Consider the following 25,546-nt stretch of genomic DNA (forward strand, 5'->3'; position numbering starts at 1 on the left):
CTCATCGGCGAGGAGTCAGGAGCACAGTGGACACCACCATCGGCCTCGCGGTCAGCCAGGAGAAGTACCTCCCCGCGGGCGCGGGCGAGAAGGACCTGCACGCCATCGTGACCGTCGACGTCAGCGGCGCCGAGGGCGGGTCACCGGGGCCCGCGCTCGCCGAGGTGCTGGTGGTCGACTGCTCCAGCTCGATGGACCGTCCTCCGGAGAAGTTCAGGGCGGCCAAGAACGCCGCGGTCGCCGCGCTGGAACTGCTGCCGGACGGCACCCCGTTCGCCGTGGTCTCGGGCAACCAGTTCGCGGTCACCGCCTACCCGCCGGGCGACGGCGTCGTGATGGCGGTCGCCGACGGCGCCACCAGGAACGAGGCGGCCGCCGCGGTGCACGACCTGGTCGCGGGCGGCGGCACCTGCTTGGGCAACTGGCTCTACCGGTCACGCCAGTTGCTCGCCGGGCAGCCCGCCCCGATCCGGCACGTGCTGATGCTCACCGACGGGCGCAACGAGCACGACTACTTCCGGCCCCTCGACGACGTCCTGGAGGCGGCCGCGGGGCAGTTCGTCTGCGACGCCTGGGGCATCGGCCGGGACTGGGACGCCCGGCTGCTGCTGAAGGTGACCGGTGCCCTGCACGGCAGCGCCCACGACGTACGCGAGGAGTCCGAACTCGTGGGGGCGTACGAGCGTCTGGTGCGCGGCCTGCTCACCAAGGCGGTGCCCGAGCTGACCCTCACCGTGGCGGCCTCGCCCGGCAGCCGGCTCCGCTACGTCCGGCAGACCTTCCCCACCGAGGCGGCGCTGACCGCGGAGGCCGCGGAGCCCGGCGCGTACGTCACCAGGGCCTGGGGGAACGAGGTGCGCCGCTACCACGTCTGCGTCGCCGTCGACCCGGAAGGGCGGCTGCACGGCGAGGAGTTGCTGGCCGCCGAGATCGGGGTGCGCACCCCGGCGGGCGCCGCCGTCGCGCCGCCCGCACCGGTGCCACTGGTGGTGCGCTGGACCGACGACCCGGTGCTGTCGGGGATGACCGACGAGCACGTGCTGCACTTCCGGCTATACCAGGAGCTGGGCAAGGCCGTGGCGGACGCGGCCGACGCCTATCACCGCAAGCAGCCGAAGCTGGCGGAACAGCACCTCGGCAGGGCCGTCGCGCTCGCACACCAGGCCGGCGCCCGCCGGCAACTCGCCGAGCTGCGCAGGCTCGTGGACATCCACGACGCCGCAGCGGGAGAGGTGTCGCTGCGGCAGGACATCGAGCCGGTCGACTTCGAGCACCTGATCACCGCGAGCAGCCACAGCACCTATGGACCCGAGCCCGGCGGCCAGGGCGCCGACCCCGGCCTCCAGGCGGGCGCGGCCCTGGTCTCCTGCCGGGTGTGCGAGCGGCGCATCCCGGCGAGGTCCGCCTTCTGCCCGCACTGCGGGCAGAAGGCGCCGGGGGCGTCATGAGCGAGCGGACGGACGCGGCACCGATACCGGCCCAGGTCGTGGACGGCGGGATCCTGGGCCGCCTCACCCGCAGGCGTGCCGCCGAGGACACCGCGGCGGGCACACCGGCCCCGAGCGGCACCCTGCGCGAACTGGGCAGGCGCAGGCTGGCGCTGCTGGTGCTGGCCGCCCTGACCACGCTGTCCCTCTTCGGTGCCTACCGCGGGGTGCACGGTGACGCGGTGCCGCTGAAGCTCTCGGGCGCGCGGGGCGTGCTCGCCGTCGACACCGCGATGGACGCCCTGACCATGGCCCAGCAGGACATCGCCGGCGGCGACGGCACCACGGGCGACTTCCACACCAGGATCTCGGTGGCCGGCCAGAGCCTCGCGCGGGCGGCCGCCGCCGATGTCACCGGCCTCAGCGGCCAGCAGACGATCCAGACGGTGACGGGCCTGATCTCCACCTACTCGGGCTGGACCGAGGACGCGTCGGCGCAGGAGCCCGGCTCCGACCTCCAGGACGCGTACCTCGGATACGCCAAGAGCATGCTCGGTGTGGACACCACAGGTCCCGAGGCCGAGGCCACCGTGCTGGGCAGGCTCAGGGAGTTGCAGGCGGAGCAGCAGCAGGTGGTGCGCGGGCAGACCGACTTCGGCTGGCTGCTGTGGCTGGAGTGGAGTGCCGCCCTCGTCCTGGCGCTGGCGCTGCTGGTGCTGCTCGTCGAGGCGCAGCGCTTCACCGGCGCGCGTTTCAGGCGGCGGTGGAATCCCCCGCTGCTCGGCGCCGTCGTGCTGCTGGTCGCCGGTACGGCCGTCCTGGTCGTCTTCACCGCGCTGACGCATGCGGGGATGGCCGACTCCCGCACCGTGCTGACCTCCCCGCTGGCCGGCGACGAGATACCCAGGGCCGGGGCCACCGTCTCCAGCCGGCTCGCGAACAGCGGCTTTCGCGCCGCCGCTTCCGGCTGGATCCTCGCCGGCGGGCTGCTGCTCATGGTGCTCGTGGTGCTGGGGCTGCGGACGTGGATCAACGAATACCGGGTCGGGGCCGTCACGTCGAGGTGGCCGCGCACCCGTACGCTCGGCGTGATCGGGCTGTGCCTGGCGCTGCTGGCCACCGGCGGGGCGCTCGCCGTCCGGGCCACCGGCTGGAAGGGCTCGGTGACCCTGCTCGCCAACTGGACCGGCACGGAACAGGACGAATTCCAGCGGCTGGTGATCGACAGGTTCGAGGACGAGTCCCGCATCCACGTGATCTACCAGGGCAGTTCGGCCGAGAGCCAGGTGCTGGCAGCGGATGTCGAATCCGGTACGCCACCGGACGTCGCCATCCTGCCGGGACCCGGCGAACTCGCCGGATACGCGGCCAAGGGCATGCTCACCCCGCTGGACGGCCTGGCGGGCAATGGCGAGTTCGGCTCGGCCTGGGTCACCCGGGTGCAGGGCCACGTCTACTGGCTGCCGATCAAGGCCGACCTCAAGAGCATGGTGTGGCACCCGGCGTCGACGAAGCCCGCCGCGGTGGACCAGGCCGCGAAGAGCCCCGGCTCGTGGTGCCTGGGCATGGGCAGCGACGCCACCTCGGGATGGCCGGGCTCGGACTGGATCGAGGACATCCTGCTCCAGCAGACCGACCCGGACACGTACGACGCGTGGGTGACGGGCTGGCTGTCGTGGAGGGACGACCGGGTCCGCAAGGCCTGGGAGACCTGGGGCCGGCTGGTCGGCGCGGGCAAGAAGCCCTATGTGAAAACCGCTCTGACCACGCCCTTCGGCAAGGCCGCCGACGGCGTGCCCGGCCACTCCTGCGAACTGGAGCACCAGTCGTCCTTCGCCCGCGGCAGCGACGCCTGGACCGCGGTCGGGGCGGACTACGTGCACTCCGCCGAGGTCATCCCCGGTGCGGCGACCGGCGGCAGGGAACGCTGGGAGGTCTCCGGCGACCTCGCGGCCGTCCTGCACAGCACCCCGCAGTCCCGGAAGCTCATCGACTACCTGGCCTCCGACGAGGCCCAACGCGCCTGGGCCGGCACGCAGTCCGGCTTCTCGGTGAAGCTCGACGTGCTCGACGGCCACCCGTCGTCCGGCACGGCCGGCCGGATCGCCGGCACGCTGGGCTCCCGTGACGCGGTCCGCTGCTACGACGGCTCGGACGTCATGCAGCCCCAGGTCCGCGACGCCTTCGCGCTGGCCGTCCTGCGCTTCCTCGCCGACCCCGGCACCCTCGACGACCAGTTGAAGGCTCTGGACAGGATCAGCCGTCATGCGGGCACGAGCCCGCTCACGGAGGTGTGTCAGCGCGGCTGACCTCGTCCGCGGCCCGGGCTGCGGCGGCCGCGTCCAGCAGGGTCCAGCCGTCGACCTCCACCAGCCGGGTGCCCCCCGGCCGCCAGCCGCCGGCCCACGCCGCGTCCAGCAGGGCCCGGACGGCGCCGGGTTCGTGCAGGTTCAGGGAGCCGCCGCGGGAGATGCCCACGTCCCCCGAGCCCAGCGGGTAGCCGCCGGGGACGTACCGGCCGGGGCCCTCCGCGAAGACGATGCGCAGGCCGCCGCCGGCCGGCTGCGGGTACAGGGTGAGGACCTGGCGGCAGTCGAAGGGCCGCCCGGCGTCCGTCACCTGGTGCCGGTGGCGGAGCGTCCACAGGTACGTGTGCCCGCCGGCGACCAGCCGGCGGGCCTTCCATTGCTTGCGGGGCATGCGGCCGAGGTTACCCGGGCCCCGGGCCGCCCCTCCTCCGCCGAGGGGCGGCCGGGCCTGCGGCGTGCCGGGGCCGTGCCGGATGAGCGGCCCTCAGCCGAAGAGCTGGCGGCCCCAGTCCTGCCCGGCGGCGAGCCCGGGCGGCACGGCGAAGACACCGCTGCCGATGTGCTGGATGTACTCGTTGAGCGCGTCGTGCGCGCCCAGCACCCGCTGGAGCGTGACGAAGCGGTCGGGGCTGTTCATGAAGGCGATGAAGAACAGCCCGCCGAGCAGGTCGCCGGTCGTCTTGTCGATGCCGTCGGTGTAGGAGTAGCCGCGGCGCAGGATGCGCAGGCCCTTGTTGTTCTCCGGCGAGGCGAGCCTGATGTGCGCGTCGTCGGGGATGACGTACTCCCCGCCGGACTTGGCGCCGAAGTCGGGGGTGTCGAACTCGCGGTGCCCGGTCAGCGGGGCGCCGGTGCCCTTGTAGCGGCCGAAGACGTCCTGCTGGTCGCCGAGCCGGTCGCGGTCCCACTGCTCCATCCGCATCTTGATCTTGCGGCTCACCAGGTACGAGCCGCCGCGTATCCAGCGCTGCGGCTCCTCGGGGCCGATCCAGACGTGCTGCCCCATCACGGTCTCGTCGCGGGCGTCGATGTTGCGGGTGCCGTCCTTGAAGCCCATGAGGTTGCGCGGGGTGGCCTGCTGCGGGGAGGTGGAGGACGTACGCCCGAAGCCCAGCTCCATCCAGCGCGGCAGGACGGTGCCGAAGCCGAGCCTGCGCAGGTTGCGGACCGCGTGGAAGGCGACCTGCGGGTCGTCGGCGCAGGCCTGGACGCACAGGTCGCCGCCGGTGACCGACGGGTCGAGGTTCTCGCCGGGCAGGCTGGGCAGCGGCTTGAGCGCGCTCGGGCGGCGGGCGGCCAGGCCGAAGCGGTCGTCGAAGAGGGCGGGGCCGTAGCCGATGGTGATGGTGAGCCGGCCGGGCGTGAGGCCGACCGCCTCGCCCGTGTCGTCCGGCGGGGTGTTGAGGTCGCCCTCGTGCCCCGGCACCTGGTGGCCCAGGGTCATCGCCTCGGCGGCGGCGGTCCACGCGGTGAGCATCGCGGCCACGTCCGCACGGGTCGCGGTCTGCGACACGTCGAAGGTCGCGAAGCACAGCCGGTCCTGCGACGGGGTGGCGATGCCCGCCTGGTGGGCGCCGCGGAAGTCCACGGTGGCCGCCGGGGCATGGCCGGCCGCGGGCCCGTGGCCCGAGCCGCCGTCCCGGGCCAGCGCGGTGCCGCCGGCGCCGAGTGCGGCGCCGGCGACCGCCGCCCCCGCTCCGACCGCGCCGAGCAGCCGCCGCCTGCTGACGGCGGAGGCCACCGGGCCGGGCGCGGGTGCGGCCTGGTCCGGGGTGATGTCGGGAGTGCCGTCCGCGACGGGGTCGCGGTCCGGGTCCTGGGCGGGGTCGTGAGCGGAGGCGGCCATGGTCAGGCGATCTTTCCGGCGATCTTGGACACGGACTCGGCGTAGGCGTCGACCGCCTGGGCCAGCACGCGGCGCTGGGCGTCGGTGACCTTGCGGTAGTCGACGTAGCCGCTGTTCTCGTAACCGGGCGTGGCCGCGTGCACCTTGAGCGCGTCGGCGGTCGCCTGGTAGCGCTGGGCGACGGTGGTGGCGAGCGTCGGGTCCTTGACCTTGAGGACCGGCAGCAGGACGTTGACCGCCTCGTTCGCACCGGCGAGGTTGCCGTCGAAGTCGAGCAGGTCGATGTGCGAGTAGCGCTCCTCCTCGCCGGTGATCTTGGAGGACTGGATCTCGTTGACCAGGTCGGTGGCGCCGTTGGCGATCGCGGCCGGCTGGTACTCCACGGTCTGCACCTTGGTGTACAGGTCGTGGACGTCGGCGCTCAACTGGTCGGCGAGCGCGCCGAGTCCCGCGGTGGAGTTCTTCTCCCACAGCGTCTGCTCGATGCGGTGGAAGCCGGTGAAGTCGGCGGCGGTGGGGGCGTCGTCGATCCGGCCGTCGATCCGGCCGTCGATGTCGCCCCAGATCTCGGCGGTCGGCTCGATGCGCTCGTAGTGGATACGGGCCTTGCCGTAGAGGGTCTTGGCGTCGGCGGTCTTGCCCGCCTTGACCGCGGCGGTGAACGCGTCGGTGCCCGCGACCAGTTCCCTGACCTCGCCGGTGACCCAGGTCGCGTACTGCTGGGTGGCGGTGACCAGGGCCGGGTCGTCCTTCCAGGTCTTCTTCGCGGTGCCGGTGACGGTGAACTCGGTCTTCTCGGTCTTCGCGCCGGGGCAGTAGACCTGGTACTTGCCGGCGTCCAGGTTGAGGGTGAAGTCGCCCGACAGGCCCGGGGTCAGGTTCTCCTTCTCGCCCAGGATCTTGCCGCCGTCCAGCAGTTCCGCCTCGGTGACCTTGCCCGAGCCGGTGTTGCTGACGTCGAACTTCACCGTGCCCGCGGGCACGGTCGCCGGGGTGGGGGCGCAGTCCTTGTCGCTGATGCCGATCTTGACGGTGGAGGACTTGGCATCGGCGTTCTTGGCGTCGGCGGGCGCCGATCCCTTCGAGTCGTCCTTGTCGCCGCCGCAGGCGGTCAGCAGCAGGCCTGCGGCGATCACGGTGGCCGCACAGGCCAGAGTGCGTCGGCGGGTGGCTCGGGGGGTCACGGTCAGCTCCTGTTGGGGGTTGCGAGGGTGAAGGGAGGTGCGGGGCGCGGGGCGGCGGCTCATTCGGCGACCGGCCGCGCGACCGGGGCCTTGCGGCGGCGGGCCGGCCACAGCACGACGGCCGCCATCGGGATCGCGTAGACCAGCCAGCCGGTGACCATGGTCCAGTCGGGGTAGGGCTGGATGCCGAGTACGCCGGTGACCACGGACGCGGTCGGGGTGTTGGGGTGCACCAGCCAGGTCAGGTCGAAGGCTCTGGTGCCCTGGGACAGCCAGCCGCCCTCCGCCGCGGTCATCAGCGCGGTGGACACCAGGCCCGCGGCGACCAGGATCAGGACCACGCCGGTGATGCGGAAGAAGCGCGAGAGGTTGATCCGCACACCGCCCCGGTAGATGCCGTAGCCCACGACGGCGGCGAGCAGGACGCCGAGCGCCGCGCCGGTGCCGCCGTACCTGGGGCTGCCGCTCGCGTTGAAGGTGGCCAGCAGGAAGACCGCGGTCTCGAAGCCCTCGCGCAGCACGGCGAGGAAGGCCATCAGCACCAGCGCGGACGCCGAGCCCTCGGACAGCGCCCGGCCCGCCGCGCCCTCCAGGTCCTTGCGAAGGTCGCGGGAGTGCCGCTTCATCCACACCACCATGTAACTGACCATCACCACGGCGATGGCGCCGATGACGGTCTCCAGCTGCTCCTGCTGCTTCTGCGGCAGGTCGCTGGAGAAGACCTGGAGTGCGATGGCCACCGCCACGCAGATCGCCACCGCGATGGCGACCCCCAGCCACACCTTCTTCAGCGCGTCCCGGCGGCCTTGCTGGCTGAGGAAGGAGGCGATGATGCCCACGATCAGGGCTGCCTCCAGTCCTTCGCGGAGTCCGATGACGAACGTGGGGAGCATGGGGGTCCTTCGGGGACGGAGGTGATCGAAAAGTTAGGCTGGCCTTATTTAGGTTAGGGCAGCCTTATTACAGGGTCTGCACCGGGGTGCCGTCAAGAGCTCCCACCTGCGCCGATTTGGGGTGGGCGGGAATTTCCCGGCAAAGCCGTGACAAGCGGGAGGCCGGGGTTCCGTTGCGCCACAGGCGTCCCATAGGGTCCAAGGCGCCATGGACTACTGCTACGCGTGCCGCCGGCACCTCAACGGCGCCTACTCCTGCCCGGGGTGCGGTACGCCTGCCGACCAGCTGAAACTCCCGCCGGTGGGCGAGACCGCCCAGATGCCGCCGATCACCGGTGACGAGGACGGGCCGGGCCTGCCGGGAGGGCCGGTGCCCCCGGGTGACGGGCGTGCCGCAGCCCGCGGCAGGCAGCGCAGGCGCTCGCGCGGGCGGCAGCAGCGCGTCGCCGTCTACGGGGTGGGACTCGTCGCGGTGGCGGGCGCGTTGGCCATGCTGTCGATGGCCGCGCTGTCCGGCGCCGACTCCGGTGGTTCCGTGCCGCCCGCGCCCGGTGTCACCGACGTCAGCAGCGCCCCCACCGGCACCGTCACGCCGGAGGCCGCAGGCGGCACCACGGCGCCGCACAAGGGCGCGACCAGCGGCCCGCGCCACACGCAGAGCCCGACCGCCACACCGAGCACCGGCGGCGCGACGCCGACCGCGTCCGCCACCACGGCGCATCCCACCGCGACCGCGAGCCACCGGCCCACCCCGAGCAGCGCCCCGCCGTCGTCGCCCCCGAAGACCCCCCGCCCACCGGACCCGTCGCCCTCGCCCACCTGCAAGCAGGTGCTCTGGTGGTGCCAGTAGCGCCGGCGGCGTCCGGGCTCAGTCCTCGCCGAGCATCCGCCTGAGCAGGTCGCGCAGCGTGGTGCGGTCGTGCGCCGACAGCGCGGCCAGCGGCTCGCGGGCGAAGTCGAGGCCGTCGCGCAGGCGTTCCGCGGTGTCCAGGCCCGCGGCGGTGGCCGCCGCCAGCTTCACCCGGCGGTCGGCCGGGTCGGGCCGCCGCTCGGCGAGGCCCTGGGCCTCCAGGCGGTCCACGATCCCGGTGACGTTCGACGGCTCGCACTTGAGCCGTTGGGCGATCTGCCGCATCGGCATCGGCCCGGTCGCCAGGAGTGCCAGCACCTTCGCCTGTACACCGGTGAGGTGGAAGCCGGCTGCCGCGTTCTCGTAGTCCTCGTGGTGGCGGGCCACCGCGGTGGCGATGAGGTCGACGACCTCGGTCGTCAGCGGGTCGGTGCGGCGGGTCATGCCACCAGGTTACCCCGATGCTTGACAACATGAAATATCAAGGTCCATGGTTAATTGAGAGCCTGAATATTTGCCATGGTGAAGCTGTGGCGGAAGGAGACGGATCGCCTGATGTCGACGAGTACGCTCACGGGCCGCGAATGGCGGCTGGCCGCGCGGCCAGCCGGCTGGCCGACGCCCGCGGACTTCGACCTGGCCGAGACCGCGGTTCCCGAGCCGGGCCCCGGCCAGGTCCTGGTGCGCAACCTCTTCCTGTCCGTCGACCCCTACATGCGCGGCCGGATGAACGACGCCAAGTCCTACGCCGCGCCCTACGAGCTCGGCCAGGCCATGACGGGTGCCGCCGTCGGCAGGGTGGTCGCCTCCGCGGCCGAGGGCGTCGCGGTCGGCGACCATGTGCTGCACGGGCTCGGCTGGCGCGAGTACTCCGTGGTGGACGCCGCGCACACGGCCGTCGTCGACCCGGCGCAGGCACCGCTGTCCGCCTACCTCGGAGTGCTCGGCATGACCGGCATGACCGCGTACGCGGGCCTGCTGCGGGTCGCCGAGCTCGCCCCGGGCGAGACCGTCTTCGTCTCAGGCGCGGCCGGCGCGGTCGGCAACCAGGTCGGCCAGATCGCCCGGCTCAAGGGCGCCGGCCGGGTGATCGGCAGCGCGGGCTCGGACGAGAAGTGCGCGCTGCTGGTCGAGGAGTACGGATTCGACGCCGCCTTCAACTACAAGAACGGCCCGGTGGCCGCCCAGCTGAAGGCCGCGGCGCCTGACGGCATCGACGTCTACTTCGACAACGTCGGCGGTGAGCACCTGGAGGCCGCGATCTCCGCGCTGCGGGTGCACGGGCGGGCGGCGCTCTGCGGGGCCATCGCGCAGTACAACGACACCGAGCCGCCGCCGGGACCGCGCAACCTCGGCCTGCTGATCGGCAAGCGCGTCACGCTGCGCGGCTTCCTGGTCGGCGACCACCAGGACCTCAAGCCGGACTTCGTCCGCGACGTCGGCGGCTGGCTGCGCGACGGGCAGCTGCGCTACCGCGAGACCGTCGTGACCGGAATCGACCAGGCCGTGGCGGCGTTCCTCGGAATGCTGCGCGGCGAGAACACCGGGAAGACGGTTGTCGCCCTTCCGGAGTGAGCACCGCCGACCGGGACCGACCACGGCCCCGGCCACAACAGAACGCTGCAGGCGCGACGGCCTGCCGACGAGGAGGCCCTTTTCATGACCATCCAGTTCGTGGACGTCCTTTACACCGCAGTCGCCACCGCGGAGAACGGCCGCGACGGGCGGGTCGCCACGGATGACGGCAAGCTCGACGTCATCGTCAATCCGCCGGTCGAGCTGGGCGGCAGCGGTGCCGGGACCAATCCCGAGCAGCTCTTCGCCGCCGGGTACAGCGCCTGCTTCCAGAGCGCGCTCGCGGTCGTCGCCCGGCGGGCGAAGACCGACATCTCCGGCTCGCGGGTGACCGCGAAGGTCGGCCTGGGCACCACCGAGGCCGGCGGCTTCGGGCTCTCCGTCGAGATGGACGTCTCCATCCCGGGCGTCGAGCGGGACGTCGCCGCCTCGCTGGTCGAGCAGGCCCACCAGGTCTGCCCGTACTCCAACGCGATCCGCGGCAACGTGGAGGTGACGCTGACCGCCGTCTGACCCGGCGGCCAGGGGAGCCGGGGCCGGCCTTCCGCCATCAGCGCGGCGGGTCGGCGCGCGGCGGGGCCAGCAGGGCCAGGAAGTCGCGGAAGGCGGCGGGCATGTCGACGGCCTCCGGGTCCAGCAGCCACTGGACCTGGAGGCCGTCCATCACGGCGGCCAGCAGCGTCGCCGCCCGCTCGGGCGTGAGACCGCCGGGGAGCCGGTCCCCGTAGGCCGCGCGCAGCGCGTCGGCCCCACCGGTGCGCACCCTCGAGTACCGCTCGCGGAAGTGCTCCTGCGCCGGATGCCCGTCGGTGACGCTGTCCCCGACCAGGACGGTGAAGGCCTGGACGACACCCGGCCTGGTCGAGTTGTACTCGACCAGCTCGGCGACGACATCCAGCGGCCACTGCCGCCCGTGCAGCGCGGCCGACGCCATGTCCCACTGGTCGCGGGCGTCGAGCACCGCGACCAGCAGCGCCTCCTTCGTCGGGAAGTGGTGCATCAGCCCCTGCTGGGTGAGCCCGACCCGCTCCGCGACCGCGGCCAGTGTCGCTCCCCGGTAGCCCCGTTCCGCGATCACCTCGGTGGCGGCCTGGATGATCTCCGCCCGCCGCTCACCGCGGTCGCTCCTGGTCCTCGGCACACCCGCCCCCTGCCACATCACGGATCGGTATCCATACCTACCGTACGGCAGGCAATCGCGCGCCACCGGGGCCAGCATGGGGCGATGACGCTCGGACAGGGTGACGCCGAGCGCGAGCGGGCCGTGGAGGCCGCGCTGCGCGTACTCGGACTCGATGACAGGACACGGCTGCTGGCCGGGCAGGACATGTGGTCGCTGCCCGCCCTGCCGGCCGTCGGGCTCGGCTCGCTGGTGATGTCGGACGGGCCGATCGGGGTACGCGGCAGGCGCTGGAGCGCCGACGACCCGTCGGTGGCCCTGCCGAGCCCCACCGCCCTGGCCGCCGCCTGGGACCCCGAACTTGCCCGCAGGGCAGGCCGGTTGCTGGCCCAGGAAGCGCACCGCAAGGGCGTGCACGTACTGCTGGCGCCGACGGTCAACCTGCACCGCAGCCCGCTCGGCGGCCGGCACTTCGAGGCCTACAGCGAGGACCCGCTGCTCACCGGGGCCATCGGCACCGGGTACGTGCTGGGGGTGCAGGACGGCGGAGTCGGCGTCACCGTCAAGCACTTCGTCGGGAACGAGGCCGAGACCGAGCGCTTCACCGTCGACAACCGCATCGCCCCGCGCCCGCTGCGCGAGCTGTACCTCGCGCCCTTCGAGGCGATCGTCAAAGGCGCCCGCCCGTGGGGCGTCATGGCGGCGTACAACGCGGTCAACGGTGTGACCATGACCGAGCACGCCGAGCTCATCGGCGGCGTGCTGCGCGGTGAATGGGGCTTCGACGGGGTCGTCGTCTCCGACTGGCTCGCCGCCCGCTCCACCGCAGGCGCGATCCGCGGCGGCCTCGACCTGGCGATGCCGGGGCCGCACACCGTCTACGGCGAGGCGCTCGCCGCCGCGGTCAGGGCAGGCGAGGTGCCGGAGGAGCTGGTGGCGGACGCCGTACGGCGTGTGCTGCGGCTCGCCGCCCGTGCCGGGCTGCTCGCGGGCGCGCCCGCGGCCGTCGCGCAGGCCGACCGGCCTGCGCCGATCGACGGCGACGCGCTCGCCCGGGAGATCGCCGGCCGCGGCTGCGTGCTGCTGCGCAACGCGGTGCGCGGCGACGCCCCGGTGCTGCCACTGGAGGCCGCCGCCCTGCACGGCGGCATCGCGCTGATCGGCGCCGGGGCCCGTGAACCGCGCATCCTGGGCGGCGGGTCCGCGCAGGTCTTCCCCGGGCACGTGGTGTCGCTGCTCGACGCGATGCGTGATGCGCTGCCGGCCGGGACGCCGCTCGCGTACGCGCCCGGCGCCGACCCCGTCGAGGAACTCCCGGCGGCGGCCGGCGGGTTCGCGCTCCGGGCAGTGGCCCGCGCCGCCGACGGGCGTGAACTCGGCGCGGAGGCACTGCCGTCGGGGCAGGTGCAGTGGTTCGGCGAGATGCCGCCCGGCGTCGACTACGACGACCTGCACACCGTCGAGCTGCACGGCATCTTCACCCCCGCGACCGGCGGCGAGCACCGCTTCGGCACCCGCGGAACCGGCGGCTTCACCCTCACCGTCGCCGGCCGCACCCTCTACGACGGGCCGCAGTACGACCAGGACCCCGACCCCTTCGAAGCCTTCTTCGGCAAACCGACCCAGCGCGGCACGGTGCACCTCGCGGCAGGCGAGCCGGTGCCGGTCAGCCTGCTCCACCTGCCGCCCAAGGACGTGGAACTCCCGATCCGGGCCGTCGGGTTCAGCCTGCTGCACGGCGAACCGGAAAGGGACGACGAGGAGTTGCTGGCCGAGGCCGTCGCTGCGGCACGGGCGGCGGACACCGCGGTGGTCGTGGTCGGCACCACCGAGCGGGTCGAGTCGGAGGGCTTCGACCGGCGGGACCTGCGGCTGCCGGGCCGGCAGGACGAACTCGTCGCACGGGTCGCCGCGGCCAATCCGCGCACCGTGGTCGTCGTCAACTCCGGTGCGCCGGTGGAGCTTCCGTGGCGCGAGCAGGTCGCGGCGGTGCTGGTCTGCTGGTTCCCGGGGCAGGAGGGCGGTGCCGCACTCGCGGACGTGCTGCTCGGCGCGGTCGAGCCGGGCGGCCGGCTGCCGACGACCTGGCCGGTCGCACTGGCCGACGCGCCCGTCACCGAAGTGGCCCCCCGGGAGGGCGTACTGCCCTACGACGAGGGCGTCCGCATCGGCTACCGGGCCTGGCAGCGGCCCGGGACGCCCGCCCCCGCCTACCCCTTCGGGCACGGTCTCGGCTACACCACGTGGGCGTACGAGGAGCTCATCGCCCTGCCGGGCTCCGGCCCGGAGGAACTGGCCTCGGTGACGGTCCGGGTGCGCAACGCCGGCCCCCGGGCCGGGCGGGAGGTCGTCCAGCTCTACCTCGCGGGGGCCGGAGCCGATACGGGCACCGGGCAGGTGCTCGCCGGCTTCGCCTCCGTCACCGCCGGTCCCGGCGAGGTGGCCGAGGCCGTCATCCCGCTTCCGTGCCGGGTCGCGTCGACCTGGGACGACTCCGCCGGCGCGTGGCGGCTGCCGCCCGGCCCGTACCGCGTCTCGGCGGGCCCGCTCTCCGTGCACATCGCCTGACCCGGGATGCCCGAGGGTGTCCTGTCCACGGGCCGCTCCCCGGCCGGCAACGCCCCGGGGCCGCATGGGGTGTCCCATGCGGCCCCGAGGGGAGCGGGCGGTGTCAGACGGTGACCGGCTCGGGGGCCCGGCTCGGGGCCTCGGCCTCCTCGGGGGCCTGGTGGGCGGCGCGGGGGAGGAAGAAGCCGAGGACGAAGGCCAGGGCGATGAGGCCCGCCGTGCACAGGGCGGTCGTGGAGGCCGCGTCCACCGCGGAGGAGCCGCCGGGGGCCGCGCTGCCCAGTACGTTGAAGAAGACCGTGCCCAGGGCGGCGATGCCCAGCGTCATCCCGAGCTGCTGCACGGCCTGCAGCGTCCCCGAGGCGGAGCCGATCTCGTGCGGCTCGACACCGCCGAGGATGATGTCGAAGAGCGGCACGAAGATCATGCCCATCCCGGCGCCCCCGACGACCAGCGGAGCGGCCAGCTGCCAGGCCGTCAGGCCGGCGCCCGCCGTCTGGAAGACGGCGTAGAGGCCCAGGACGCCGCAGCCCATCAGGGCCAGCCCGATGTGCAGCACCTTGCGGCCGAGCCGGCCCATGAAGATCGCGCCGCCGGCCGAGCCGAACAGCGCGCCGACGGCCCAGGGCGCGGTCGCCAGCGCCGAGTGCAGCGCGGTGTAGCCGAGGCCGACCTGGAGGAAGACGCCGAGGGTGAGGATCATGCCGCCCATGGACGCGGTGAAGGCGATGGCGAAGGCGACCCCGGAGACGTAGGAGCGCTTGCGGAAGACGCTCGGCTCGACCAGCGGGCTGAGCCCGGCGCGGCTGCGGCGGACCTGGTGCAGCGCGAAGACGCCGAGGACGGGCAGCGACACCGCGAGCATCACCAGGGTCCAGCCGGGCCAGCCCAGTTCGCGGCCCTGGACCAGTGGGAAGACCAGCAGGAAGGCGCCTGCGCCGGCCAGCAGCACGCCGAGCGGGTCGAGCCGCACACCGCGGGCCGCGGGGGTGACGTCCGGGAGGAACTTCCAGCCGACCGCCAGCGCGGCCAGCCCGATCGGCAGGTTGATGCCGAAGATCATCCGCCATCCGGTGCCGAAGAGGTCCGCGTGGATCAGCACGCCTGCGACGACCGGGCCGAGTACCGCGGACAGGCCCATCAGCGGCCCGAAGATCCCCCAGGCCTTCTTGGCCTCCTGGGGCGAGAAGATCTCCCGCGGGATGCCGAAGCACTGCGGGATCATCACCGCGCCGAAGGCGCCCTGCACGAGGCGGGCGGAGATGAGCATCGACGGGCTCTGGGACACCGCGCAGACCATCGAGCCGAGGACGAAGCCGGCCATCCCGGTGAGCAGCACCCGCTTGCGGCCGAACATGTCGCCGAGCCGGCCGCCGACGAGCAGCGCGACCGCCATCGCCAGGGTGTAGCTCGCCGCGATCCACTGGAGGTCCGCGTAGGAGCCGCCGAGCGACGTGCGGATCGAGGGCGCCGCGACGTTCGCGATGGTGGAGTCGAGCAGGTCCATCACGCTGGCGGCGAGCACCGCGGTGTAGCCGAGCCAGCGACCAGGCAGGCCGGGGGAGTCGGGGGCGTCCGGAGCGCCGGGAACGTTCGGTACGAGGTCCTTCGTGGTGTCCATGAGGAAGACACTATGAAGGCTTGCGGTCAGCTTCTGTCCGCAAGGAGGCGGCTGCGGACGGCCGTCTCACCCGGTCTTCTCCTGCGGTCTGAAGGCCACCGCGGCCAGCAGCGCGGCCAGTTGCTCCTGGCCCTTCGCATTGGGGTGGAACCAGTCCCAGGTGCTCAGCTCGTCGGTGCCGAAGCGGTAGCCGAAGACCGCGCCGCCGTCGTAGCGGCAGCGCGCGTACCGGCCGCAGACCTGGCCGAGCACCTGGTTGTAGGCGACCACCCGGTCGCGGACCGCGGCGCGCCTGGCCTTGGCGGCGGCGCTGAGCGAGTCGGCGTCGCCGAGCATCGAGGGGCACAGGCCGAGCTTCCAGACCTGCTTGCCCAGCATGTTGGACCGGCCGATCGACCACAGCCGCTCCAGGTCGGGGATGCTGGCGACCAGGATCTGGGTGGTCGGCAGCGTCTTGTGCAGATACGCGAGGGCGGCGTCGAAGCGGGTGCGGAAGTGCGCGACGGTGGTCATCGTGGCCGGCCCCGACGTGCAGGCGTCGTTCGCGCCGATCAGGATCGTCACCATCGCCGGCTTGTACGCCGCCGCCTCCCGCGCCTGGGCCGCCAGGTCGGCCACCCTGGCGCCGGTGTCGGCCACGTTCCAGCTGCGGGCCGCGGTGAGCCGGCTGGTGATGCTGCCGACCGCGGTCCGCGATCCGGTCGCCCAGGACACCTCGGGGCAGTCGGACAGCGGCTTGCAGGCGTCGAAGCCGCGGGTGATGGAGTCGCCGAGCGCCGCCACCGACGCCGGGTGCACGTTCCACGGGCGGGCCGGCGGCGCCGGCGCCGCCTCCCGCGTGGAATGCGAGGTGTGTGCGGAGGGCGACCCGGCCGTGGACGCCCGTCCGCCGTCGGGTGAGCCGCCCGAGGAGCATCCGCCCAGCAGAACGGCACCGAGGGCCAGTGCCAGGCCGTTTCGCAGCAGCGGTCGCATGGGTGGCTTCCCTCCGACGTGTGGGTGACATCCGGTAACAGCCCGACGGTACGTCACGCTCAAGGAGACGCCGCAAGGTAGCTTTTTCCCTGACACCCGGATCGATGTGACGGGAGGTGGGCCGCGACCGGGCGTCAAACCGTCAGTTGTTGTCCTGTTTGCCGTGAATAGTGCAGAATGTCTTCATGTTGCCCCGGAAGCAGCCGGTTCGGGTGTTGAGGCCGCTGGGGAAGGCGAACCTCGTCCCACACTGGAGGTACCGGTGACGACACGTGGTGTTCTGTACGTGCACGCCGCACCGCGCGCGCTCTGCCCGCATGTCGAATGGGCCGTCGCGGGCGTCCTCGGCGTGCGCGTCAGCCTGGACTGGATCCGGCAACCCGCCGCGCCGGGCACCTGGCGCGCCGAGTTCTCCTGGCAGGGCGAACCCGGCACGGCCTCCAAGCTGGCCTCCGCGCTGCGCGGCTGGCACCTGCTGCGCTTCGAGGTCACCGCGGAGCCCTGCGCCACCGCGGAGGGCGAGCGCTACAGCGCCACGCCGCAACTGGGCATCTTCCACGCGGTCATCGGCATGCACGGCGACATCCTCATCCCCGAGGACCGGCTGCGCGCCGCCATGCAGCGGGCCCGCAGCGGCGAGGCCGACCTCGAGGTCGAGCTGTCGCGGCTGCTCGGCAAGCCGTGGGACGACGAGCTCGAGCCGTTCCGCTACGCGGGTGAGGGCGCCCCGGTCCGCTGGCTGCACCAAGTGGTCTGACCCGCACTCAGCGCGCCCGCCGCGCCCGGCCGTCGGACCCCGCGCCACCCCGGGCCGGTCGCAGCGCCGCCCGCCCGGCGCGGCTAACCTGCGGTCATGTCCGACTCTCTCACCATCGCAGTCCTCGGCACCGGCCTCATGGGCGCCGGGATGGCCAGAAACCTCTCCGCCGCCGGGCACGACGTCCGCGCCTGGAACCGCACCCTGTCCCGCGCCGAGCCGCTGGCCGCCGACGGCGTGCGGGTGGTCGCCGACCCCGCCGAGGCCGTACGCGGCGCCGACGTCGTCCTCACCATGCTGCTCGACGGCCCCGCCACCCTCGACGTCGTCGGCGCCGCCGCCGAGGCTCTCGCCCCGGGCACGGTCTGGCTGCAGACCGGCACCGTCGGCCCCGAGGCGCAGGGCGTGCTCGCCGCCCGCGCCGCCGAGTACGGCCTGATCTTCTACGACGCGCCCGTCCTCGGCACCCGCCCGGTCGCCGACGCCGGGCAGCTCACTGTGCTGGCCGCCGGCCCGCAGGACGCCCGGCCGGTCGCGGACCGGGTCTTCGACGCGATCGGCGGCAGCACCGTGTGGCTGGCCGGAGACGCCGCGAAGGGACCGGCCAGCCGGCTGAAGCTGGTGCTCAACAACTGGGTACTGGCGCTGACCGCCGCCACCGGGGAGACCCTGGCCCTGGCCAAGGCCCTCGACGTCGACCCCGACCGCTTCTTCGAGGCCATCGAGGGCGGCTCCATGGACACGCCCTACCTGCGGATGAAGGCCGAGGCCATCCGCAGCGGCGACTTCACCCCGAACTTCACCGTCGAGGGCGCCGCCAAGGACCTCGACCTGATCGTCGCCGCCGGCGAGGCCGCAGGCGCCCGCCTCGACCTCGCCGCAGCCGGCTCCGCCCGCTTCCACCGCGCCGCCGCCCAGGGCCACGGCGGCAAGGACATGGCCGCCGGCTACTTCGCCAGCTGGACCTCGTAGCCGCCACCCGTCCCCGAGCCCACCCCCAAGCGGCCCCCGTCCCCGAGCCCACCCCCAAGCGGCCCCCGTCCCCGACCCCACCCCCGGGTGGCCCCCGTCCCCGCCCCCACCCCCGGGCGGTCCCCCTGTAGCCGGGGAGCCGAAGGGCGCGCCGGTGTCGAAAGGGAGAACGCGCGGAGGTCCCCGAGGAACGAGGGGATCGAGCACGATCGACCGTCGACACCGGATCGAAGCGCCCGGAGGCGAGCCGGCGGCAATAAGGCAGAGGGCGGTGCCGAACAGGAAAGAGGGCTCCCCCCACCCGCACACCTGCCCGGCCAACCCAACAGGGCGGCACCGCCCCGAAAGACGGTGCCGCCCTGCCCAGCCCTCGGCGCGGGGCTCAGCCCCCGCCCAGCCTTCGGCGCCCGCCCAGCTCCTAGCGCGGCGCCCTGCCCAGCCCTCGGTGTGCCGCCCGGCCCAGCTCCGGGCATGCGGCCCAGCTCCTAGCGCGGCGCCCGGCCCAGCCCTCGGCGCGGGGCTCAGCCCCCCGCTCAACTCGCGGCGACAGCCCAGCTCCCGGCGCTACGCCCCCAGCGTGCCGCCCCCGCCCCTAGCCCGGCGCGGCGCCCCGCCCAGCTCCCGGCGTGCCGCCCTGCCCAGCCCTCGGCGCGGGGCTCAGCCCCCCCGCTCAACTCGCGGCGACAGCCCAGCTCCCGGCGCCACGCCCCCAGCGTGCCGCCCCCGCTCAGCTCGCGGCGACAGCCCAGCCCAGCGTGCGGCCCCGCCCCCCAGCCCCCAGCCCGACGCGAGGCTCAGCCCAGCCCCCCAGCTCCTAGCCCGCCCCCCGCTCAGCTCTCGAAGCTGCGCAGCGCCAGTACCACGTTGTGGCCGCCGAAGCCGAAGGAGTCGTTCAGCGCGGCGATCGTGCCCTCGGGCAGCGGGCGGGGCTTGTCGCGGACGATGTCCGCGTCGGCCTCCGGGTCCTGCTCCGCGAGGTTGATCGTCGGCGGGGCCAGGCGGTGGTGGAGGGCCAGCACGGAGGCGACCGTCTCGATACCGCCGGCGCCGCCCAGCAGGTGGCCGGTCATGGACTTGGTGGCGGAGATCGCCATGTGGTCCACGTCGTCGCCGAACACCCGGCGCAGCGCCTTGATCTCCGCGACGTCACCCTGCGGGGTGGACGTGGCGTGCGCGTTGACGTGCACGATCTCGGCCGGCTTGAGGTCCGTGCCCTCCAGCAGGTGCCCGAGCGCGGCCGCGATGCCGCGGCCGGTCGGCTCCGGCTGGGTGATGTGGTGCGCGTCGGCCGAGATGCCCTGGCCGACCACCTCCGCGTACACCCGGGCGCCGCGCGCCTTCGCGTGCTCCACGGACTCCAGCACGACCACGCCGGCGCCCTCGCCGAGGACGAAGCCGTCCCGCCCGGAGTCGTAGGGGCGTGAGGCGCCCTGCGGGTCGTCATTGTTCTTGGACATCGCCATCATGTTGCCGAAGGCCACGATCGGCAGCGGGTGGATCGCCGCCTCGGTGCCGCCGGCCACCACCACGTCGGCGCGGCCGGTGCGGATCATCTCGACCGCGTAGCCGATCGCCTCGGCGCCCGACGCGCAGGCGCTGACCGGGGTGTGCACACCGGCCCGCGCGTTGATGTCGATTCCGACGTTCGCGGAGGGGCTGTTGGGCATCAGCATCGGCACGGTGTGCGGTGAGACCTTGCGTACGCCCTGGTCGCGCAGCACGTCGTACTGGCCCAGCAACGTGGTGACGCCGCCGATGCCGGAGGCGACGACGGCGCCGAGCCGGTCGGGGTCGACCGCCGGGTCGTCGCCGGCCTTCGCGGTGAAGCCGGCGTCGGCCCACGCCTCGCGGGCCGCGATCAGCGCGAACTGCGCGCTGCGGTCCAGCTTGCGGGCGAGCGGCCTGGGCAGTACTTCCAGCGGCTCAACGGCGATCTGCGCGGCGATCCGCACGGGCAGTTCGGCAGCCCAGTCCTGTTCCAGCGGGCGCACACCTGACCGGCCGGCCAGCAGCGCCTCCCAGGTCGACGCGCTGTCGCCACCCAGCGGTGTGGTTGCTCCGATACCGGTGACGACCACGGTGCGATTGGTCGGGCTCACAGGAATTGTCTCTCCACGTCTAGAAGGGCGGGCGACAGACGCGTCGTCCCGGTGGCCGATCCCGCGGGCGCCGGGTGCCCGGCGCCCCGAGGGATCGTTTCAGCCCAGCGGTCTCAGACCTGCTGCGCCTTGAGGATGTAGTCGGCCGCGTCGCCGACGGTCTTGAGGTTCTTGACGTCGTCGTCCGGGATCTTCACGTTGAACTGCTCTTCCGCCGCCACGACGACCTCGACCATCGACAGCGAGTCGACGTCCAGGTCATCGGTGAAGGACTTGTCGAGCTTGACGTCCTCGGTGGGGATGCCGGCGATCTCGTTGACGATCTCGGCGAGACCGGCGACGATCTCTTCCTGGGTGGCCATTGTTTACGGCGCTCCTTGATGTGTACCGATGGCGCGGCGGGCGGGACTGCCGTGCCGCGAGGGTGTGTGACTAGGGGAGAGTAACCACAGTCGCCGCGTAGACCAGACCCGCCCCGAAGCCGATGACCAGCGCGGTGTCCCCGCTCTTGGCCTCGCCGGTGGCGAGCAGCCGCTCCATGGCGAGCGGGATGGACGCGGCGGAGGTGTTGCCCGTGGTCTCGATGTCGCGGGCCACCGCGACATGCTCGGGGAGCTTCAGCGCCTTGATCATCGAGTCGATGATCCGCATGTTCGCCTGGTGCGGGATGAACGCGTCGAGCTGGTCCGCGGTGATCCCGGCGGCGTCCAGCGCCTCCTGGGCCACCTTCGCCATCTCGTAGACCGCCCAGCGGAAGACCGCCTGGCCCTCCTGGGTGATCGCCGGGAAGCGGACCTGCTCCGCGGGCGTGCCGCGGTAGGCCTCCCAGGAGACGGTCTGCTTGATGGTCTCCGACTTGTCGCCCTCGGAACCCCACACCGTCGGGCCTATGGCGGGCACCTTCGAGGGGCCGACGATGACCGCGCCCGCGCCGTCGCCGAAGAGGAAGGCCGTCGCGCGGTCCTCCAGGTCGGTCAGGTCGCTCAGCCGTTCCACGCCGATCACCAGCACGTGTCCCGCGGTGCCGTCGGTGACCATGCTCTTGGCGAGGGTCAGGCCGTAGGTGAAGCCCGCGCAGCCCGCGGAGATGTCGAACGCGGCGGGCTTGCCCGCGCCGATCCGGTGCGCGATGTCGGTGGCGACCGCCGGGGTCTGCTTGAAGTGCGAGACGGTCGCGACGACGACGGCGTCGATGTCCGAGGCGCTGATCCCGGCGTCGGCGATGGCCTTGCCGCCGGCGGCGAGCGACATCTCCGCCACCGTCTCCTCGGGCCCCGCCCAGTGCCGGCTGGCGATGCCGGACCGCGACCTGATCCACTCGTCGCTGGAGTCGATGTGCTCCAGGATCACCTCGTTGGGCACCACCCGGGTGGGGCGGTAGCCGCCGACGCCGAGGATCCGCGCGTACGGGGAGCCCTTGCTCGGGTTGATCTTCGCTGTCATCGCTGCAACGGCTCCTGTTCGGATGAGGCTTCGGGTACGGCGCCTTGGACCGCGGCCTCCGCGGTCGCCTCGGCGACCAGGGCGCGTGCCGCTTCGAGGTCGTCGGGCGTCTTGAGCGCGAGTGTCCTGACACCGGGCAGCGCCCGCTTGGCCAGACCCACCAGCGTGCCGCCGGGCGACACCTCGATGATCGCGGTGACCCCGCGCTCCTTGAACGTCTCCATGCACAGGTCCCACCGCACCGGGTTCGACACCTGGGCGACCAGCCGGCGTACGACGTCGGCGCCGCTGCCCACCGCCTGCCCGTCCGCGTTCGAGACATAGGGCAGGGCCGGGTCCGACACGGCCAGCGAGGGGGCCAGCGCCTCCAGCGCCGCGACCGCGGGGGCCATGTGGGCGGTGTGGAAGGCGCCCGCGACCTTGAGCGGGATGACCCGGGCCTTCTCCGGCCGGTCCTCGGCGAGTGCGGCGAGCTGCTCGACGGTGCCTGCGGCGACGATCTGGCCCGCGCCGTTCACGTTCGCCGGGGTCAGCCCGAGACCGGTCAGATGGGCGACCACCGCGTCCGGGTCGCCGCCCAGGACCGCGGACATGCCGGTCGCGGTCACCGCGGCCGCGTCGGCCATCGCACGGCCGCGGGCGGCGGTGAAGGTCATCGCGTCGTGCGCGGAGAGCACCCCGGCCAGCACGGCCGCGGTGATCTCGCCGACGCTGTGTCCCGCGACCAGGCCGGGGACAGCCCCCAGCTCACCCGCGGACAGCAGGCCCGCCGCGACCAGCAGCGGCTGCGCGACCTTGGTGTCGCGGATCTCGTCCGCGTCCGCCTTCGTGCCGTAGCGGGCGAGGTCCAGCTCCGCCGCGGCGGACCAGCCTGCGAGGCGGTCGGCGGCGCCGGGGAGTTCGAGCCAGGGGGCGAGGAAGCCGGGCGTCTGTGCGCCCTGGCCGGGAGCGACGAGTACGAGCACCTTCACACTCTCTCTCGCGGGCAGGGATGACCGCCCGTGGGGACAGGGACCAAGAACTGTCAGGTGATTTGTGGGTGTCCAACAAAAGCGTCAGCCGGGCCGTTCCGCATCGGAGAGCCTGCCCAGGATGAGGGCGATGCGCAGGGTGAACGCCGAACGTACGTCGGAGGGCGACCAGCCGGTGACGTCGGTCACACGTCGGAGCCGGTAGCGGACGGTATTGGGGTGCACGAAGAGCATCCGGGCGGCCCCTTCGAGGGACGACGCCTGCTCCAGATAGACACTCAGCGTCTCCAGCAGCGCGGAGCCCGCTTCTTCGAGGGGCCTGTAGATCTCCTCCACCAACTGCTCACGCGCGTGCCGGTCGCCCGCCATCGCACGCTCGGGGAGCAGATCGTCGGAGGACACCGGGCGCGGCGCGTCGGGCCAGGCCTGGCAGGCCCGCAGCCCGGCCGCCGCGGCCTGCGCCGAGCGGGTCGCCGACAGCAGGTCGCCCACCACGGGACCGGCCACCACGGGCCCGGCCGCGAACGGGCCGATCAGCGCCTTCGCGACCCGCAGCGGGTCGTCGTCGCCGCCCGCGACCACCACCAGGCGCTCGCCCAGCACACCGGTCAGCACCTGGAGCTTGGCGTGCCGGGAGGCTCGCCTGATCGCCTCCACGGTCAGCTCGCTGTCCCCGTTGGGCGCCGTGCCGAGCACCACCACGATCTTGTCCGGCGAATTCCAGCCGAGCGCCGCCGCCCTGGACAGCACGCCCTCGTCGGCCTCGCCCGACAGGACCGCGTTGACCACGAGCGACTCCAGCCGCGCGTCCCACGCGCCGCGGGCCTCGGCGGCCTGCGCGTAGACCTGGGCGGTGGCGAAGGCGATCTCCCGGGCGTAGACGAGCAGCGCCTCGCGCAGCACCCCCTCGTCCCCCGGCGCGGCGACCTCGTCGATGGCGGCCTCCATCACCTCGATCGTGGTCCGCACCATCTCCACGGTCTGCCGCAGCGAGATCGCCCGGGTCAGCTCGCGCGGCGCAGTACCGAACACGTCGGTGCTGATCGCCTGCGGCGCCTCGGGGTGCCGGAACCACTCGGTGAACGCCGCGATGCCTGCCTGGGCCACCAGGCCGATCCACGAGCGGTTCTCCGGCGGCATCGCCCGGTACCAGGGCAGCTGCGCGTCCATCCGCGCGATGGCGTTCGCGGCGAGCCGTCCTGCGGACTTCTCCAGTCGGCGCAGCGTCGCGGAGTGCTCCCCGCGACCGGGTTCGGGGGGAGTTTGCGGTGACTGAGAGGCGTTCGGCACGAAGCCAAGCCTATGGGGTCGGTTTTTCCGGCTTCCCGCGGCAGCGGGCCGGCGCCGCTCCGGCCGTCTACCGTAGGGGCATGATCGACGTGCGCCGGGGGGCGGACCGCTACTCGGGCGGAGAGCCGGAGGCCGGGATCGAGACCCGGCACGCCTTCTCCTTCTCCGGCTTCTACGACCCCGACAACGTGTGGTTCGGGCTGCTGGTCGCCTGCAACGAGGAACGGCTCGCACCGGGCGCCGGATTCGCCGAGCACACCCACCGCGACACCGAGATCGTCACCTGGGTCACCGAGGGCGAGCTCGAACACCGCGACGCCGAGGGGCGGGTGGCACGGCTGCGGGCCGGCGACGCGCAGTGGCTCGGCGCCGGCAGCGGGGTACGGCACGTCGAGCGCAACGCGGGGAGCGGGCCGCTGCACTTCCTGCAGATGTGGCTGCACCCGGACGTCTTCGGGGCCAGGCCCGGCTACCGGGCCGTCACCGCGCCCGCCGCGAAGGGCCCGGGGCTGACCCTGCTGGCGTCCGGCTCGCCGGACGCCACCCCCCCGCTGCGGCTCCGGCAGCGCGCCGCGGAGCTGCGGGTCGGCCGCCCGCTCGTGCCCGACCAGGTGGTGCTGCCCGCGGCGCCCTTCTGCTACCTGCACGTCCTACGCGGGACCGTGCGGCTCGACGGGTCCCTGCTGCAACCGGGCGACGCGGCCCGGCTCACCGCGGAGCCGCCGCTCACTGCCTTCGCGGCCGGCGGCGCCGAGTACGTCCTGTGGACCATGCACGGGGAGCCAGGGCCCGCGTGAGGCCCGCGGGTGTCCTCAGCCGCCCAGCTCCGCGAGGACCTCGTCGGTCAGCGCCGGCCACAGCGGCAGCGCCCACGGGCCGAAGTCGCGGTCGGTGAGGACGACGCAGGCGGCGGCCGCCCGCGGGTCGCACCACAGGAAGGTGCCGGCCTGCCCGAAGTGGCCGAAGGTCGAGGGCGCGGACCGGGACCCGGTCCAGTGCGGGGACTTGCCGCCGCGGATCTCGAAGCCGAGCCCCCAGTCGTTGGGGTCCTGCATCCCGTACCCGGGCAGCACCCCGCGCAGCCCGGGGAAGGCCACCTCCCCGGTGGCCAGCGCCACCGTGGTCGGGTGCAGCAGCCGCGGCGCCTGCAGCTCGGCGGCGAACCGCCCGAGGTCCTCCGCGGTGGAGACCCCGCCGGCGGCCGGGGAGCCGCGCAGGGCCGTGCCGGTCATCCCCAGCGGCCGGAGCACCGCCTCGTCCAGGTAGGCCGCGAACGGCATGCCCGCCGCCTTGGCAAGGGTGTCGGCCAGGACCTCGAACCCGGCGTTCGAGTAGAGCCGCCGGGTGCCGGGCTCTGCGACCGCCCGGTGCTCGTCGAAGGCGAGGCCCGAGGTGTGCGCGAGCAGGTGGCGGACGGTGGATCCTTCGGGTCCCGCCGGGTCGTCCAGCTCGAAGACGCCCTCCTCGTAGGCGACGAGCGCGGCGTACGCGCTGAGCGGCTTCGTCACCGACGCCAGCGGGAAGGGGTGCCCCACAGGGCCGTGCGTGCCCGCCACCGTCCCGTCCCGCCGTACGACGGCGGCCGCCGCGTTCGGCACCGGCCACTGTTCGATCAACCGCAGGCTGTCCATGCCGCGAGCCTAACG

23 protein-coding genes are annotated in these 25,546 nt (G+C 73.5%); 9 read left to right on the top strand and 14 right to left on the bottom strand.

What is annotated here, in order from left to right:
* The first annotated feature begins 26 nt into the window (after positions 1-26).
* Both ACGFMP_RS07315 and ACGFMP_RS07320 read left to right on the top strand, forming a co-directional pair.
* Entirely contained in the window at positions 27-1,448 is a 1,422-nt protein-coding gene (locus ACGFMP_RS07315; protein WP_393670868.1) for a VWA domain-containing protein, read from the top strand.
* On the top strand, positions 1,445-3,736 hold the full coding sequence (locus ACGFMP_RS07320) for an ABC transporter substrate-binding protein (RefSeq protein ID WP_393670869.1): 2,292 nt from the start codon (positions 1,445-1,447) through the stop codon (positions 3,734-3,736). Before ACGFMP_RS07315 ends, ACGFMP_RS07320 begins: the two co-directional genes overlap by 4 nt.
* Here ACGFMP_RS07320 and ACGFMP_RS07325 read toward each other — a convergent pair.
* The 4 genes from ACGFMP_RS07325 to efeU form a co-directional block, all read right to left on the bottom strand.
* On the bottom strand, positions 3,711-4,127 hold the full coding sequence (locus ACGFMP_RS07325; RefSeq protein WP_393670871.1) for a hypothetical protein: 417 nt from the start codon (positions 4,125-4,127) through the stop codon (positions 3,711-3,713). The two genes, ACGFMP_RS07320 and ACGFMP_RS07325, sit on opposite strands and share 26 nt — an antisense overlap.
* Positions 4,128-4,220: 93 nt before the next feature.
* On the bottom strand, positions 4,221-5,582 hold the full coding sequence (gene efeB / locus ACGFMP_RS07330; RefSeq protein ID WP_393670873.1) for an iron uptake transporter deferrochelatase/peroxidase subunit: 1,362 nt from the start codon (positions 5,580-5,582) through the stop codon (positions 4,221-4,223).
* A gap of 2 nt (positions 5,583-5,584) precedes the next feature.
* Positions 5,585-6,766, bottom strand: coding sequence for an iron uptake system protein EfeO (gene efeO / locus ACGFMP_RS07335; protein ID WP_393670875.1), 1,182 nt, complete (start codon positions 6,764-6,766; stop codon positions 5,585-5,587).
* 59 nt (positions 6,767-6,825) lie between these two features.
* Positions 6,826-7,659, bottom strand: coding sequence for an iron uptake transporter permease EfeU (gene efeU / locus ACGFMP_RS07340; protein WP_393670877.1), 834 nt, complete (start codon positions 7,657-7,659; stop codon positions 6,826-6,828).
* Between the two features lie 208 nt (positions 7,660-7,867).
* Here efeU and ACGFMP_RS07345 point away from each other — a divergent pair, with 208 nt between their 5' ends.
* Positions 7,868-8,509 (top strand): hypothetical protein, encoded by a 642-nt coding sequence (locus ACGFMP_RS07345; RefSeq protein ID WP_393670878.1) that lies wholly within the window; start codon positions 7,868-7,870, stop codon positions 8,507-8,509.
* 18 nt (positions 8,510-8,527) lie between these two features.
* Here ACGFMP_RS07345 and ACGFMP_RS07350 read toward each other — a convergent pair whose 3' ends face one another.
* Positions 8,528-8,953, bottom strand: coding sequence for a MarR family winged helix-turn-helix transcriptional regulator (locus ACGFMP_RS07350; protein WP_393670879.1), 426 nt, complete (start codon positions 8,951-8,953; stop codon positions 8,528-8,530).
* A 111-nt stretch (positions 8,954-9,064) separates the two neighbouring features.
* On the opposite strand from ACGFMP_RS07350, the gene ACGFMP_RS07355 reads away from it, so the two are divergent.
* Positions 9,065-10,084, top strand: coding sequence for an NADP-dependent oxidoreductase (locus tag ACGFMP_RS07355; protein WP_393670881.1), 1,020 nt, complete (start codon positions 9,065-9,067; stop codon positions 10,082-10,084).
* An 84-nt stretch (positions 10,085-10,168) separates the two neighbouring features.
* The gene (locus tag ACGFMP_RS07360) at positions 10,169-10,597 is read left to right on the top strand and encodes an organic hydroperoxide resistance protein (RefSeq protein ID WP_393670882.1); all 429 of its coding nucleotides are present in this window, start codon (positions 10,169-10,171) and stop codon (positions 10,595-10,597) included.
* Positions 10,598-10,634: 37 nt separating this feature from the next.
* Here ACGFMP_RS07360 and ACGFMP_RS07365 read toward each other — a convergent pair whose 3' ends face one another.
* Positions 10,635-11,243, bottom strand: a complete 609-nt coding sequence (locus tag ACGFMP_RS07365; protein ID WP_393671363.1) for a TetR/AcrR family transcriptional regulator — start codon at positions 11,241-11,243, stop codon at positions 10,635-10,637.
* Between the two features lie 66 nt (positions 11,244-11,309).
* Between ACGFMP_RS07365 and ACGFMP_RS07370 the strand changes: the two genes are divergently transcribed.
* The gene (locus tag ACGFMP_RS07370; protein WP_393670883.1) at positions 11,310-13,772 is read left to right on the top strand and encodes a beta-glucosidase; all 2,463 of its coding nucleotides are present in this window, start codon (positions 11,310-11,312) and stop codon (positions 13,770-13,772) included.
* A gap of 103 nt (positions 13,773-13,875) precedes the next feature.
* Here ACGFMP_RS07370 and ACGFMP_RS07375 read toward each other — a convergent pair whose 3' ends face one another.
* Positions 13,876-15,393, bottom strand: coding sequence for an MFS transporter (locus ACGFMP_RS07375; RefSeq protein ID WP_393670884.1), 1,518 nt, complete (start codon positions 15,391-15,393; stop codon positions 13,876-13,878).
* 66 nt (positions 15,394-15,459) lie between these two features.
* Positions 15,460-16,368 (bottom strand): SGNH/GDSL hydrolase family protein, encoded by a 909-nt coding sequence (locus tag ACGFMP_RS07380; RefSeq protein WP_393670885.1) that lies wholly within the window; start codon positions 16,366-16,368, stop codon positions 15,460-15,462.
* A 262-nt stretch (positions 16,369-16,630) separates the two neighbouring features.
* Here ACGFMP_RS07380 and ACGFMP_RS07385 point away from each other — a divergent pair, with 262 nt between their 5' ends.
* Both ACGFMP_RS07385 and ACGFMP_RS07390 read left to right on the top strand, forming a co-directional pair.
* Positions 16,631-17,125: a DUF3145 domain-containing protein gene (locus tag ACGFMP_RS07385; RefSeq protein WP_393670886.1), complete on the top strand. Its 495-nt coding sequence runs from the start codon at positions 16,631-16,633 to the stop codon at positions 17,123-17,125.
* A gap of 96 nt (positions 17,126-17,221) precedes the next feature.
* Positions 17,222-18,097: an NAD(P)-dependent oxidoreductase gene (locus tag ACGFMP_RS07390; RefSeq protein WP_393670888.1), complete on the top strand. Its 876-nt coding sequence runs from the start codon at positions 17,222-17,224 to the stop codon at positions 18,095-18,097.
* An 830-nt stretch (positions 18,098-18,927) separates the two neighbouring features.
* Here the strand turns inward: ACGFMP_RS07390 and fabF are convergent.
* The 5 genes from fabF to ACGFMP_RS07415 form a co-directional block, all read right to left on the bottom strand.
* On the bottom strand, positions 18,928-20,196 hold the full coding sequence (fabF, locus tag ACGFMP_RS07395; RefSeq protein WP_393670889.1) for a beta-ketoacyl-ACP synthase II: 1,269 nt from the start codon (positions 20,194-20,196) through the stop codon (positions 18,928-18,930).
* Positions 20,197-20,309: 113 nt separating this feature from the next.
* Entirely contained in the window at positions 20,310-20,558 is a 249-nt protein-coding gene (locus tag ACGFMP_RS07400; RefSeq protein WP_393670890.1) for an acyl carrier protein, read from the bottom strand.
* Positions 20,559-20,628: 70 nt separating this feature from the next.
* Complete coding sequence (locus ACGFMP_RS07405; RefSeq protein ID WP_393670892.1) at positions 20,629-21,639, bottom strand: ketoacyl-ACP synthase III; 1,011 nt, start codon at positions 21,637-21,639, stop codon at positions 20,629-20,631.
* Entirely contained in the window at positions 21,636-22,604 is a 969-nt protein-coding gene (locus tag ACGFMP_RS07410; RefSeq protein ID WP_393670894.1) for an ACP S-malonyltransferase, read from the bottom strand. Before ACGFMP_RS07410 ends, ACGFMP_RS07405 begins: the two co-directional genes overlap by 4 nt.
* Positions 22,605-22,694: 90 nt before the next feature.
* Complete coding sequence (locus ACGFMP_RS07415; RefSeq protein ID WP_393670895.1) at positions 22,695-23,900, bottom strand: PucR family transcriptional regulator; 1,206 nt, start codon at positions 23,898-23,900, stop codon at positions 22,695-22,697.
* A gap of 80 nt (positions 23,901-23,980) precedes the next feature.
* Between ACGFMP_RS07415 and ACGFMP_RS07420 the strand changes: the two genes are divergently transcribed.
* The gene (locus ACGFMP_RS07420) at positions 23,981-24,697 is read left to right on the top strand and encodes a pirin family protein (RefSeq protein WP_393670897.1); all 717 of its coding nucleotides are present in this window, start codon (positions 23,981-23,983) and stop codon (positions 24,695-24,697) included.
* Between the two features lie 15 nt (positions 24,698-24,712).
* Here the strand turns inward: ACGFMP_RS07420 and ACGFMP_RS07425 are convergent, their stop codons facing one another.
* Entirely contained in the window at positions 24,713-25,531 is an 819-nt protein-coding gene (locus ACGFMP_RS07425) for a serine hydrolase domain-containing protein (protein ID WP_393670898.1), read from the bottom strand.
* Positions 25,532-25,546 lie beyond the last annotated feature (15 nt).

This window comes from Streptomyces sp. NPDC049040, from assembly GCF_043197715.1.
GTDB lineage: Bacteria > Actinomycetota > Actinomycetes > Streptomycetales > Streptomycetaceae > Actinacidiphila.